The sequence below is a fragment of the Mycobacterium sp. 852002-51613_SCH5001154 genome (assembly GCF_001667425.1).
Taxonomy (GTDB): domain Bacteria; phylum Actinomycetota; class Actinomycetes; order Mycobacteriales; family Mycobacteriaceae; genus Mycobacterium.
On sequence record NZ_LZII01000054.1, the window covers coordinates 125,493 to 138,899 of the forward strand.

Genomic DNA, 13,407 nt, shown 5'->3' on the forward strand with positions numbered 1-13,407 from the left:
GGTGAAGGACACGCAGACGGCAGGCGTATATCGATACCGCTGGACCGCAGGTCGGGCGGGCTGCGCGCCAGCCGGAAAGGGTCCCGCGGGCGGACGGCGGGGGAATCGGTTCGATATGCTAAGCAACGCCATGGATCAGGCCCCGTATGTAGCGGCCGACATACCGCTGCCTTACGACCCCGCCCCGCAGCCGGGCGCGGGCGCGGGCGAGCGGGACTATCCCGACAAGCTGGACGCCGGCCTGTTGCGGATTTCCGGCGTGTGCATCCTCGCCACGGTCATGGCGATCGTGGACGTCACCGTCGTCAGCGTTGCGCAGCGCACCTTCATCGACCAATTCGGGTCTTCACAGGCCGTCGTCGCGTGGACGATGACCGGCTACACACTGGCATTGGCGACGGTCATACCGATCACCGGGTGGGCGGCCGACCGGTTCGGCACCAAACGGCTTTTCCTGGGCTCCGTGCTCGCCTTCACGCTAGGCTCCCTCCTGTGCGCGCTGGCCGCAAATATCCTGCAGCTCATTGTCTTTCGGGTGGCCCAAGGGATCGGCGGCGGCATGCTGCTGCCCCTGAGTTTCATGATATTGACACGTGAAGCGGGCCCGCGGCGGCTCGGTCGCCTGATGTCGATCCTGAGCATCCCGATGCTGCTCGCCCCGATCGGTGGCCCAATCCTGGGCGGCTGGCTGATCGACGCTTCGAGCTGGCGGTGGATCTTCCTGATCAACCTGCCGATCGGCCTCGTCACCATCGCGCTAGGGGCGATCATCTTTCCCCGTGACCACCCGTCGCGGTCGGAAACCTTTGACCTCGTCGGCGTGCTGCTGCTGTCACCCGGCCTGGCCATGTTCCTGTTCGCGGTGTCGTCGATCCCGCGATGCGGCACCGTGGCCGACCGCCACGTGCTCATACCGGCCATCGTCGGCCTCACCCTGATCGCGGGGTTCGTCGCCCACGCGTGGCACCGCGCCGATCACCCCCTCATCGATCTGCGGTTGTTCCGTAATCCGGTGCTCACCCACGCCAACGTGACGATGCTGGTATTCGCCGGCGCCTTCTTCGGTGCCGGCCTACTCCTGCCGAGTTACTTCCAGCAGGTGCTGCACCAGACGCCGATGCAGGCGGGCCTGCGCATGATCCCCCAGGGACTTGGCGCAATGCTGACCATGCGCCTGACCGGGCCATTGGTGGACCGACGGGGGCCCGGCAAGATCGTGCTGGTCGGTATCGCGCTGATCACCGCCGGCCTCGGCACGTTCGCCGTTGGCGTGGCCAGGCAGGCGGACTACCTGCCCACGCTGCTGATCGGCCTGGCGATCATGGGCCTCGGCATGGGCTGCACCATGATGCCGCTGTCGGTCGCCGCGGTGCAGGCGCTGGCCCCGCACCAGATAGCCCGGGGCACGACGCTGATGAGCGTCAGCCATCAAGTGGGCGGGTCGGTGGGCACCGCGCTGATGTCGATGATCCTCACCAATCAGTTCAATCGCAGTGAGAACATCGTCGCGGCGAACAAGATTGCGGCGTTACAGCAGAAAGCCGCCGTCAGCGGGGTGCCGGTAGACCAGTCCGCAATACCGCGTCAGACGCTCGACGCCGGTTTTTGGGCCAACGTCGTACACGACCTTTCTCACGCCTATACGGCGGTATTTGCGATCGCGGTGGTGTTGGTGGTCTCTACGATCATTCCGGCGTCCTTTTTACCGAAAAAGCCGGCGAGCCAAACCGTCGGTAATTAGCGCAATTCGCTATCTCAGCAAATCGCACCTAGGAGAAAGGCCGGCGTCGGCGGCCGTTACGGGTGCCCGCGCGCTCGTTCCGCGGGCTACCTGCTCCGATGGTGGGAGGTCTTACCGGACCGGGTCGATGCGCGCGCGCTGTCGTTGTGGGAACGACAACCGAAACGCCTGCACGCAGCAGGTTAGCGGCGTCGGCCGAGCCAAACGCCTAAAAGCGTCCGCTTGCGGGTACCGATATCGCTATGCTCGGCGACACAATGCAGAAGGCCTCTTCCGGCTTGTCCGACGCTCTGGTGTCCACCGCTGACACCGGAGAGTTAGACGACGACGCCGCACGTGAATACCCCGACAAGCTTGACCCCGCACTACTTCGCATCGCCGGGGTTTGCGGGTTGGCCTGCATCATGGCGATTCTCGACAACACCGTCGTCGCTGTGGCGCAACGCACCTTTATCGACCAATTCGGCTCGACCCAAGCCATCGTCTCGTGGACGATGGCCGGCTACATGTTGGCATTCGCTACTGTAATTCCGATAACCGGGTGGGCAGCCGACCGATTCGGCACCAAACGGCTCTTCATGGGTTCGATTCTGTCGTTCACGGTCGGCTCGCTACTATGCGCGATAGCGCCAAACATATTGCTTCTCATCATTTTCCGCGTCCTGCAAGGTATTGGCGGCGGCATGCTATTGCCGCTGAGCTGGACGATCTTGACTCGCGAGGCCGGCCCGAAGCGGGTCGGTCGCCTGATGGCAATCGGGGGAATTCCGATTCTGCTGGGGCCGATCGGTGGACCGATATTGGGCGGGTGGTTGATCGACTCATACGGGTGGAAGTGGATCTTCCTGGTCAACCTGCCGATAGGCCTGGCCACGTTCGTCCTTGCCGCGATCCTCTTTTCGAAAGACCGCCCGTCCCCGTCGGAAGCACTCGACGTCACCGGGCTGCTGTTGCTGTCTCCCGGGGTGGCGATATTCCTATGCGGGGTGTCGTCCATCCCCGGACGACACACGATTGCCGACCCCTACGTGTGGGTACCGATGGTCATCGGCGTGACGCTCATCACCGCTTTCGTCTTGCACGCCCGGTTCCGCACGGATCATCCGCTCATCGACCTTCGGCTGTTCAAGAACCCGGTGGTCACCGAGGTCAACGTGACGCTGCTGGTATTCGCCGCCGCCTCAGTCGGCGCCACGCTGCTCATACCCAGCTACTTCCAGCTCGTATTGCATGAGACGCCCATGCAGGCGGGCCTGCACCTCGCGCCGGTGGGACTCGGCGCCCTGATAACCCTGCCGATCGCGGGGGTGTACATGGACAGATACGGGGCGGGCAAAATAGTGCTGCTTGGCCTCCCGGTAATGGCCATAGGCCTTGGGATCTTCACGCTGGGCGTGGCGAGGCAGGCTCATTATTCGCCGATCCTGCTCGCCGGTCTGACGATCACAGGCCTGGGTGTGGGTTGCACCACGACGCCGCTCTCTGCAGCCCTCATGCAGTCACTCGCGCCGCATCAGATCGCCCGCGGTACGACGCTGGTAAGCGTCAACCAGCAGCTGGGCGGCTCGATTGGTGCCGCCCTGATGGCGGTGGTCTTGACCAACCAGTTCACCAGCGATGAAACCTTGGCCGCCGCGAGCAAAATGGCCTCGCTGCAGGAGGAGGCCGACAGACGCGGGCTGCCGGTTGATCCGGCGGCAATCCCACGCCAGGCCCTGTCCCCGGATTTCGCCAGCCATGTCACGCATAACCTCTCCCAGGTCTACACCCTGGTGTTCGTGCTGGCCGTCGTCCTGGTGGCGTTCACGATCATCCCGGCCGCATTTCTGCCGCGCAAGCCGGTAACACCCCACGACGTTTCGTGACCGTCGGGCGTTATCCCTCGACGTCGTCTTTCTGTCCGCCGCCATCGCGGTGGCCTTCGGCGACAGCCAATAGCCAGGCGTACTGGAATGCGGTCTCCTGCCACGCCTTGTAGCGGCCACTGACCCCGCCGTGACCGGCGTTCATCTGGGTCTTCAGCAGAATCGGACTGCCGTTGGCGTTGGCGTGCCGCAACGCCGCCACCCACTTGGCCGGCTCGACGTAGTAGACCCTGGTGTCGTTCAGGGAAGTCATCGCCAAAATGGCCGGATACTGCTTGGCCTCGACATTCTCATAAGGCGAATATGACTTCATGTAGGAATAGACGTCTTTGTCCTGCAACGGGTTTCCCCATTCGTCCCATTCCGTGACGGTCAGCGGCAAGGAGGGATCGAGGATGGTGGTCAGCGGGTCGACGAACGGGACCTGCGCCAGGATGCCGGCGAAGAGATCCGGCGCCAGGTTGGCGACCGCCCCCATCAGCAGGCCGCCCGCACTGCCGCCCAGCGCCACCAGCTGATGCGGCCGGGTGACACCCGTGTCGACCAAGTGCCTTGCCACAGCTACGAAGTCGGTGAAGGTGTTCTTCTTCTCCAACAGCTTGCCGTGCTCGTACCACGGCCGGCCCATTTCACCGCCACCGCGGACGTGGGCGATGGCGAAAACCATGCCGCGGTCCAGCAGCGACAACCGAGCGATGGAGAAGCTGGGGTCGGTGCATATCTCGTAGGCGCCATAGCCGTAAAGCAAGGCCGGCGCGGGGAATTCGATCCCGGCGCGGTGCACGATCGATACCGGGATGCGGGTCCCGTCGTCGGCAAGGGCCCAGTCGCGCCGTTCTACGTAGTCGTCGGTGCGGTAACCGCCGAGCACAGGTTGCTCGCGCAGCAAGGTTCTTTCCCCGGTGGCAAAGTCGATGTCGTATACCCGCGCCGGGATGACCAGCGACCCCGCTCTGATTCGCAACTTGGGCGCGTCCCAGTTCGGGTTGCCCGCGAGACCGGCCGACATCAGCTCCGAGTCGAACGTAATCTCCTCGGGCTCATCGTATTTCCCTCCGGAATCGATCCGCCACACCTGGAGCCGGGGCAAAGCCTCCCTCCGGTAGCTGACCACCAGATGGCCGGCAAAGGCGTCCACCCCGTCGAGCCGCACGTCGTCGCGGTGCGGGATCAGGGTGCGCTGCTGGGTCGGTTCGCTCACCGGCGCTTCGGTCAGCGTGAAGTTCACCGCGTCTTCGTTGTGCAGAATCAAGAACCGGTCCTGCCCACCGACCACCGCGTGCTCGACGGCGTACTCGATGCCTTCGCGCCGCGGCAGCACGACGGAGAACGGTGCGCGCGGATCGGCGGCGTCGGCGTACCGGTACTCGGAGGTGATGGAGGAACCCGATGCGATCAATACGTAGGCTTCACTCCGGGTGAGCCCGACGCCGAGCCAAAACCGTTCGTCGGCCTCGTGATACACCAACTCCGCGGTCTCGTCGGAGCCCACCCGGTAGCGCCAGACCTTGTCGGGGCGGTGCGCCTCATCCAGGGTCAGGTAGTACACGGTGCGGTTGTCGGCCGCCCAGGTCGCGCCCGCCCCGATGTCGGCGATCTGGTCCGGATACAGCTCGCCGGTGCGCAGGTCCTTGAAGCGCAGGGTATAACGTTCGTCCCCGACGGTGTCGACGGAATATGCCAGCAGATTCCCGTCCAGGCTGACGGTGGCGGCACCGAGCGCGAAGAATTCGTGGCCGTGCGCCTCGGCGTTCGAGTCGAGCAGGATCTGCTCGCCGGGTATTTCGGTGTCCTCTTCCAAAGTCGGCGGATCCCAGTCATCGGGATCGCCGACCGGACAACGGCACTGGACGCGGTACTGCTTTCCTTCGAAGGTGCGGGCGTAGTACCACCAGTCGCCCTGCCGCGTCGGAACCGACAGGTCGGTCTCCTTGGTACGCGCCTTGATCTCATCGAAGATTTTCTGCCGCAGCGGTTCGAGATCAGCCGTCATCCGATCGACGTAATCGTTCTCCGCCTCGAGGTAGGCGATGACTTCGGGGTCGGACTTGTCGCGCAGCCACTCATAGGGGTCGATGAAGACGTCGCCGTGATGCTCGCGTCGGCGCTCCTCGCGCTTGGCGACGGGCGGCGCTGACGCGCCGGCACGTGTTTCCGTCATGCGCCGATCCACTCGCCGAAACTCAGGCCCGAAATGCGTTCGTAGGCATCGATATAACGACCTCGAGTGGCGTCGATGATGTGGTCGGGCAGCGGCGGCGGTGGTTGCGAGCCATGGCGGTCCCAGCCCGACTCGGGGCCGGTTAGCCAGTTCCGGACGAATTGCTTGTCGAAACTCGTCTGCACAACCCCGACCCGGTAATCCTCGGCCGGCCAGTATCGCGAGGAGTCCGGGGTGAAGATCTCGTCGGCCAGCAGCAAGTTGCCGTCGCGGTCGGTGCCGAACTCAAACTTCGTGTCGGCGATGATGATTCCCCTCGTCAAGGCGTGGTCGGCGGCCTGGACATAGATCTGCAGCGTGCGGTCGCGCAGCTGGTTGGCATAAACGCCGCCCACTAACTCGATCACCCGGTCGAACGAGATGTTCTCGTCGTGATCCCCCAGCGCGGCTTTGGTGGCGGGGGTGAACAGGGGTTCGGAGAACTTGCTGGCCTCGACGAGGCCGGGCGGCAGGGTGATGCCGCAGACCTTCCCGGTCGCCTGATAGTCCAGCAACCCAGACCCGGTGAGGTAGCCGCGCGCCACACACTCCACCGGCAGCATCTCCAGCCGCCGCACCACCAGGGCACGACCCAGGACCTCCTCGGGAATCCGCGGGTCATCCGGTGGCCCGGCCAGGTGATTGGGAGCGTCGACCAGACCGAAGAAGAAGACGCTCATCGCGGTGAGGATGCGGCCCTTGTCCGGGATCGTGCTGTCGAGGACATAGTCGTACGCCGAGATGCGGTCGGTCGCGACCAGCAGCAGATGTTCCTCGTCGACGGAAAAGATCTCGCGAACCTTCCCCCTGGCCAGGTGCCGGTAGTCGGACAGTGCAGGGCGCATCGGGTTAGCCTATCGGGCACCCGGGAAGGGGCCGCGTGTCGGGAGCTGTGCTGGGATCGAGACTATGACCCCGCGGTTTTTGCCCTACTCCACCCGACCGGGCCGGCTGCTGGCCCAGCTGCTCAGCGACTTCGCCGTCGTCCTGTGGACCGCCATCTGGCTGCTCGTCGGTCTGGCGGTTTACGACGCCGTTTCGACGATCGCCGAGGCCGGCAGGCAAGTCGAGAGCGGCGCCCATGGCATCGCCGGCAACCTTGCGTCGGCCGGCAAGGGCGCCCAGCACATCCCTTTGGTGGGGGACGCGGTCAGCCAGCCGCTGAACTCTGCCAGCCAGGCGGCGCTCGATCTCGCGGGTGCCGGCCACGACCTGGACTCCACGGCCAGCTGGCTTGCGGTCCTGCTGGCGATGGCCATCGCCGCCGTCCCTATCCTCGTCGCCGACGTGCCGTGGCTTCTCCTGCGGCTGCGGTTCTTTCGACGGAAATTGACGGTGACAGCGCTGGCCGCGACCCCGGCCGGCGAGCAACTCCTTGCCTTGCGGGCACTGACGAACAGGCCGCCGGGAAAGCTCGCCGCGGTCAGCGCGGATCCGGTCGGTGGGTGGCGCCGGGAGGATCCGTTGACCATCCGGGCGCTGGCCGCGCTCGAATTACGCGCGGCCGGCATCTCGATCGGCCGGCTGTAGCAGCGCGCGGCCGAGCAGCATTAGCCCAGCGACGACGACAACGAGCCATGCCGCCAACGCGTCCCAAAAGAATACGAGCGAAACCGTCAGCAATGACCTCCGGCCGATTTCACCTGCCATGGCGTAGCTGGCCGCGGAATACATACCCAGCGGGAACACGAACGCCCACCACACGCCGGCGAAACGCAACATGTTGGGGCGCCTGCTGATCCGGTGTAGGCCGAAGTAGATCAGTGGCGGTATCCACAGGGTGGCCGTCACCCACGTCACGACCGTGACGATGCGCACGGGGCAGGTCAGCCACGCGGGGGCGAGGGGGTGGATGTTGGCGCCGGCCAGCGTCGCAATCGCCATGCCGCCCATCAGGATCCAGGTATCCGGCTCGAATCCGTCCCGGTCCTGGCGCTCGTTGACGACCCGCCACACGATCAGCCAGGTCATCAGGCCATAGAAGAGGATCGCCGCCGCCCACACGGCCACGGCTACGGTCAGCCACCAACGGTGACCGGTGTGGTACGCCGTCCGGGCGATGACGATCGCTAGCCCTGAGCTTCCCACGCTACCCAGTTGCCACGCGCCGTGGGCGCGGTCGCGCAGCGCCGACCAGCGGCGCGCCAACATATTCCGTGCGGTGAGGCCGATCAGCACCAACCAGGATGAAAGCCCCACCGCGCCGAGCACCCGCAGCACCCACGCATTGGACGACAAACGGGTGTCGATCACCGCGCAGGCGGCAACGAAGGTGAACAACCGAAGGGTGACATCGGGATCCGTCAGATCCCAGCGCAACTTCTCGCGCCTGCCCACGGTCGTCGTGACCACCAGGACCACCAATAACACCAGGCCGACGGTGGCGACGACGCCCAGCGCGTCACTGACCCAGCGGTAGCCGTGGTTGTGCGCAGCGATCGACAGAATCCCTGTCGCCATCACCGCGGCGAAGACGTCCGGCGTCGGCTCGGCCTCGGCGCGTCGGATCGTCACCGTTCCTCGAGGAGTTCCACAACCAGGTGCCGGATGCCGGTATGCCGGTTACTGCGGGCCCATTCGATCGGCCGCACAACGCGCACACCGCCGAACCGGGAGAACAGCTCCTCATAGAGCACGCGCAGTTCCAGCCGGGCCAGGTTGGCGCCCAGGCAATAATGCACACCCTGACCGAACCCTAAGTGCGGGTTGGGCTTTCGGGCGATATCAAAATCGTCGGCGCGCTCGAATACGGCGGCGTCGCGATTCGCCGAGCCCTCCCAGATCTGGATCTTCTGGCCCGCCTCGATCGACTGACCGCCGAGCGTGGCGTCGCGCGTGGCGGTGCGCCGCTTGGACGGCGACGGCGACGTCCACCGCACGATCTCCTCGACGGCGGTCGGCAGCGCGTCGAGATCCGCGCGCAGCGCCCGCAGTTGCTCCGGATGGTTGGCCAGCGCCAGCAGCCCTCCGGCGACCGCATTGCGCGTCGTCTCCGCGCCGGCGCTGAACAACAGGCTGAAGAACAGGTAGAGCTCGAGGTCCGACAGGGACGGCGCGTCCGCGTCGTCGACCATCGCGTTCGCCACGACCGACAACATGTCGTCGGTCGGCTCGGCCCGCTTCGACGCGATCAGCTGTTGGCCGTACTCGTACATCCGTGAGCCGGCCGCCGCGTCTCTTTCCGAGACCGACAGCTGCGATAATGACGCTTTGCGCGAGCCGCCGAAGTCGAACTGCGGCTCGATGGCCTCGAACAGCCAATGCCGTTCGGACTCGGGCACTCCCAACAGGATGCAGATCATCTGCATCGGCAGCTCGGCGGCAATGTCGACCAGGAAGTCGAACGGTTCCCCGGGCACCACCGCGTCGAGCAGCCGACGCGTGCGCGCCCGCAGATCGTCTTCGACCAGCCGGATCATTCGCGGTGTCAGCCCGGAACTGACGAGGCGCCGTATATGTGAGTGACGCGGGTCGTCCATCATGTTGAGCACTTGCCCGGCGATGGAGAGGTCCTGCAGAAGCGTACCGCCGTACGGCCGGCCGCCGCCCGTGACCGAGGAGTATGTCACCGGATCCTTTAACACCTCAAGCGTTTCCGCATAGGTGGCGACAGACCAGAAGCCCTCGCTGTCGGGGGTGTTGTCGGTCGGTTCGTGCCAGTACACCGGCGCCTCACGACGGTGGATGGCGAACAAGTCGTGCGGAAATCCGTTGGCGAAATTGTCCAGATCGGTGAAGTCGATCCCCGCGAGCGAGCCGGCGAGCGTCACAGGATCGCGCCCGGGGCGTACTTGGCGGCGTCCGGGTAGCGGCTTACCAACGCGTCCACCGTGGCGGTCACTTCGTCCACCTGATCGCCGGCGGCGCCGATGAACGCCTTCTTGTCGGCCAGCGCGGCATCCAGCGCCGCCCGGTCCAGCGGCAGTCGCTCGTCGGCGGCCAACCGCTCCAGCAGGTCGGGCTCCGTGCCCTGTTCCCGCATGGCCAGGGCCGTCGCGACCGCGTGCTCGCGGATCACATGGTGCGCGGCCTCGCGCCCCATCCCCGCGCGGACCGCCGCGATGAGCACCTTGGTCGTGGCCAGGAACGGCAGGTAGCGATCCAGCTCCCGGCTGATCACCGCGGGATAGGCGCCGAACTCGTCGAGTACGGTCAAGAACGTCTCGATCTGCCCGTCTATGGCAAAGAAGCTGTCCGGCAATGCAACTCGGCGCACCACCGAGCAGAACACGTCACCCTCGTTCCACTGCGCGCCCGCGAGCTCGGCGGCCATCGAGGCGTAACCGCGCAGCACCACCTGCAGCCCGTTGACCCGTTCGCAACTGCGGGTGTTCATCTTGTGCGGCATCGCCGACGAGCCGACCTGGCCCGGAGCGAATCCCTCGGTGACGAGCTCGTGCCCTGCCATCAGCCGGATCGTGTGGGCCATCGACGACGGCCCGGCGCCGAGCTGCACCAGCGCGGAGAGCACATCGTGGTCGAGCGATCGCGGATAAACCTGCCCGACGCTGGTCAAAACCGTTGCAAAGCCTAGGAATTGGGCTATGCGACGCTCGAGTTCGGCCAGCTTTGCCGCGTCACCGTCCAGCAGGTCCAACATGTCCTGGGCGGTGCCCATCGGGCCTTTGATACCGCGCAGCGGGTAGCGGTCGATCAACTCGCGCAGCCGGGTCAACGCGATCAGCGTCTCTTGCGCGGCGGACGCGAACCGCTTGCCCAAGGTGGTGGCCTGCGCCGCGACGTTGTGGCTGCGTCCGGCCATCACCAGGTCGCGGTAGCCCACCGCTCGTTCGGCGAGCCGCGCCACCACCGCGATTCCATGGGAGAAGACCAATTCCAGGGACCGCCGGATCTGCAACTGCTCCACGTTCTCGGTCAAGTCACGACTGGTCATGCCCTTGTGCACGTGCTCGTGACCGGCCAGCGCGTTGAACTCCTCGATGCGGGCCTTGACGTCGTGGCGCAGCGCGCGCTCGCGTTCCGCGATCGAGGCCAGGTCGACGTCCTCGATCACCCGCTCGTAGTCGGCGATCGCGTCCTGCGGAACGTCGACCCCGAGTTCCGCCTGTGCCCGCAGCACCGCCAGCCACAGCCGGCGTTCGGCGACGACCTTGGCCTCCGGCGACCAGATCGCGACCATTTCCGCGCTGGCGTACCGGGCGGCCAGGACGTTCGGAATGCTCACAGACATAGAGCTTACGATCCGGCAGGCCATACCCTGGCCAGGATGTACTTCGCCGGCGTCGATCTGGCCTGGGCCGGGCGCAATCCCACGGGGGTCGCGGTCGTCGACGCCGGGGGCTGCCTCGTGCACATCGACGCCGTCGGCGACGACGCCGCGGTGCTCGCCGCGTTGTCGCCCTACGTGCAGGGGCAGTGCCTGGTCGGATTCGACGCGCCGCTGGTGGTGACCAACCCGACCGGCCAGCGTCCCGCCGAAGCGGCGCTCAACCGCGACTTCCGCAAGTTCGAAGCCGGGGCGCACCCGGCCAACACGGCGAAACCGGAGTTCGCCGACGGCCCGCGCGCGGCGCGTCTGGCGCGGGCGTTGGGACTGGACATGGACCCGCGCTCACCGGCATGCCGGCGCGCCATCGAGGTCTACCCGCATCCGGCAACCGTGGTGCTGTTCCGGCTGGCGCGAACCCTCAAGTACAAGGCCAAGCCCGGCCGCGGCGTCGATCAGCTCAAATCCGAGTTGCTCTTGCTGATGGACGGCATAGAGAAGCTTGCGCACGCCGCGGTACCCCTGCAGGTAGCGGGTAATGAAGAGTGGGCTCGGCTGCGCAAGCGCGTAACCATTGCCGAGCGCAAAAGCGAGCTGCGCCGCGCCGAGGACCCCGTCGACGCCGTGGTCTGTGCCTATGTGGCCCTCTACGCGCAGCGCCGCCCGGCGGACGTGACGATCTACGGCGACTTCGCCACCGGGTACATCGTGACGCCTTCGCTGCCGGCCGACCGCAGGGGCCGCTGATCGATGGGGGCGAGCACTTCGATGAGATCGACCACCGTCCCCAACGCCGCCGCGCGAGGATCGCGGCCCTCGACCAACGCGGACACCACCGAACCGTCGACCGCGCAGATCAGCGTGCACACCAGCTCGATGTGTACCGTGCGGCCCGATCGCTCGACGGCCTCGGCCACGGCCTCGGCGCGCTGCCGCAGGCTGCGACGCATGGTATCGCGCAATGCGGGCAGCCGGGTGCACGCGATGTGTCGCTCGTAGCGCGAGATCAACTGGTCGCTGAGTCCCGGGCTGGACACGTCGCCGACAAGCAGGTCTACCAACACCTCGGCGATGGTCTCCGGTCCGCGGCGCCGACGGGAAAGGGCGGTAACCCGCGACCGCAGCTGTGCCACCTCGATCATCGCGATGTGTTCGACGGCACGCGCGATCAAATCATCAAGGGACGAGAAGTAATACGTAGTAGACGCCAACGGCAGTCCGGCCCGCCGAGCGACCGCGCGGTGACCCACCGCATCGAATCCGCCTTCGGCAAGCAGCTCGGCGGCGGCGCTCACGAGCGCATACCGTCGACGTTCTCCCTTCGGAGTGACTGCTGCCGTCACGAGTAGCCATCGTGCCAGTCAAAGTGGTACTGCATTGCCATTTCGGCCAAACGGTCCGCCAAAACCAACATGGCATGATGGCCCCCATGCCCGACTTGAGCCGCCGTGCCCTGCTGGGTCTCGGCGCCGGCGCCGCCGCGGGAGCAGCGGGCACGTACGCGCTCGACATCCTGTTCAAGCCCCGACCATCTCAGGCCATGCCGCTGTCGCCGGCCGGCACCCAGGCGCCGCTGGCGCCACCGACCCCACCTCTCGAACCGGCCCCCCCGGGTCAGCCGGCGCCCACCATGGTGACGGGTTCCTTCGTCTCGGCGGCGCGCGGCGGGATCAACACCAACTGGGCCATCGCGCGACCGCCAGGCCAAACGAAGGCGCTGCGACCGGTCATCGCGCTGCACGGCAAGGGCAGCAACGCATCCACGGTGATGGCCGGCGGCGTCGAACAGGGCCTGGCCCAAGCCGTCAACGCGGGCCTGCCGCCGTTTGCCGTTATCGCCGTCGACGGTGGCGGCAGTTATTGGCACAAGAGGGCGTCCGGCGAGGACAGCGGGGCGATGGTGCTCGACGAGCTCATCCCGATGTTGAGTGGCCAGGGCCTGGACACCTCGCGGGTGGCGTTCTTGGGCTGGTCGATGGGCGGCTACGGCGCATTGCTGCTGGGGGGTCGGCTGGGTCCGGCGCGCACCGCGGCGATTTGCGCCGTCAGTCCCGCACTGTGGCTCTCCTCCGGCGCTGCTGCGCCTGGTGCCTTCGACGGGCCCGACGACTTCGCGGCGAATTCGGTGTTCGGGATGCCTGCGCTGGGGTCGATTCCCATTCGGGTCGATTGCGGCGACGGCGATCCGTTTTACGCCGCGACCAAACAGTTCATCGCGCAACTGCCCCATCCGCCTGCGGGCGGTTTCTCGCCGGGCGGCCACAACGGGGAGTTCTGGAGTTCGCAGCTGCCCGCCGAGCTGACCTGGATGGCGCCGCTGCTGACGGCGTGAATGCGTTTGGCCATCGAGCGTCACGCTAGGGCGGTGCTGGGC

Annotated in this window: 11 protein-coding genes; 5 read left to right on the forward strand and 6 right to left on the reverse strand. The window is 66.3% G+C overall.

What is annotated here, in order from left to right; translation table 11 throughout:
• The first annotated feature begins 115 nt into the window (after positions 1–115).
• Positions 116–1,741, forward strand: coding sequence for a DHA2 family efflux MFS transporter permease subunit (locus tag A5750_RS14720; RefSeq protein WP_066955015.1), 1,626 nt, complete (start codon positions 116–118; stop codon positions 1,739–1,741).
• Positions 1,742–1,983: 242 nt separating this feature from the next.
• Positions 1,984–3,606 carry a DHA2 family efflux MFS transporter permease subunit gene (locus A5750_RS14725; protein ID WP_066955017.1) on the forward strand — a complete coding sequence of 541 codons (1,623 nt, stop codon included), beginning with the start codon at positions 1,984–1,986 and terminating at the stop codon, positions 3,604–3,606.
• 10 nt (positions 3,607–3,616) lie between these two features.
• Here A5750_RS14725 and A5750_RS14730 read toward each other — a convergent pair whose 3' ends face one another.
• Both A5750_RS14730 and A5750_RS14735 read right to left on the reverse strand, forming a co-directional pair.
• Positions 3,617–5,767, reverse strand: coding sequence for a S9 family peptidase (locus A5750_RS14730; protein ID WP_066955927.1), 2,151 nt, complete (start codon positions 5,765–5,767; stop codon positions 3,617–3,619).
• Entirely contained in the window at positions 5,764–6,651 is an 888-nt protein-coding gene (locus A5750_RS14735) for a phosphoribosylaminoimidazolesuccinocarboxamide synthase (protein ID WP_067263709.1), read from the reverse strand. The genes A5750_RS14730 and A5750_RS14735 overlap by 4 nt, the downstream gene beginning before the upstream one ends.
• A 64-nt stretch (positions 6,652–6,715) precedes the next feature.
• On the opposite strand from A5750_RS14735, the gene A5750_RS14740 reads away from it, so the two are divergent.
• On the forward strand, positions 6,716–7,336 hold the full coding sequence (locus A5750_RS14740) for a hypothetical protein (RefSeq protein WP_066955022.1): 621 nt from the start codon (positions 6,716–6,718) through the stop codon (positions 7,334–7,336).
• Here A5750_RS14740 and A5750_RS14745 read toward each other — a convergent pair.
• The 3 genes from A5750_RS14745 to purB are packed head-to-tail and all read right to left on the reverse strand — an operon-like array spanning position 7,301 to position 10,991.
• Complete coding sequence (locus A5750_RS14745; RefSeq protein ID WP_067263713.1) at positions 7,301–8,320, reverse strand: tellurite resistance/C4-dicarboxylate transporter family protein; 1,020 nt, start codon at positions 8,318–8,320, stop codon at positions 7,301–7,303. The genes A5750_RS14740 and A5750_RS14745 overlap by 36 nt on opposite strands.
• Positions 8,317–9,576: a cytochrome P450 gene (locus A5750_RS14750; RefSeq protein ID WP_067263717.1), complete on the reverse strand. Its 1,260-nt coding sequence runs from the start codon at positions 9,574–9,576 to the stop codon at positions 8,317–8,319. The genes A5750_RS14745 and A5750_RS14750 overlap by 4 nt, the downstream gene beginning before the upstream one ends.
• Positions 9,573–10,991 (reverse strand): adenylosuccinate lyase, encoded by a 1,419-nt coding sequence (gene purB, locus A5750_RS14755; RefSeq protein WP_067263719.1) that lies wholly within the window; start codon positions 10,989–10,991, stop codon positions 9,573–9,575. The genes A5750_RS14750 and purB overlap by 4 nt, the downstream gene beginning before the upstream one ends.
• Positions 10,992–11,033: 42 nt before the next feature.
• Here purB and A5750_RS14760 point away from each other — a divergent pair, with 42 nt between their 5' ends.
• Complete coding sequence (locus A5750_RS14760; RefSeq protein WP_066955034.1) at positions 11,034–11,780, forward strand: DUF429 domain-containing protein; 747 nt, start codon at positions 11,034–11,036, stop codon at positions 11,778–11,780.
• Here A5750_RS14760 and A5750_RS14765 read toward each other — a convergent pair.
• Positions 11,714–12,376: a TetR/AcrR family transcriptional regulator gene (locus tag A5750_RS14765; protein WP_066955037.1), complete on the reverse strand. Its 663-nt coding sequence runs from the start codon at positions 12,374–12,376 to the stop codon at positions 11,714–11,716. The genes A5750_RS14760 and A5750_RS14765 overlap by 67 nt on opposite strands.
• 74 nt (positions 12,377–12,450) lie before the next feature.
• Between A5750_RS14765 and A5750_RS14770 the strand changes: the two genes are divergently transcribed.
• The gene (locus A5750_RS14770; protein ID WP_067263723.1) at positions 12,451–13,365 is read left to right on the forward strand and encodes an alpha/beta hydrolase-fold protein; all 915 of its coding nucleotides are present in this window, start codon (positions 12,451–12,453) and stop codon (positions 13,363–13,365) included.
• Positions 13,366–13,407 lie beyond the last annotated feature (42 nt).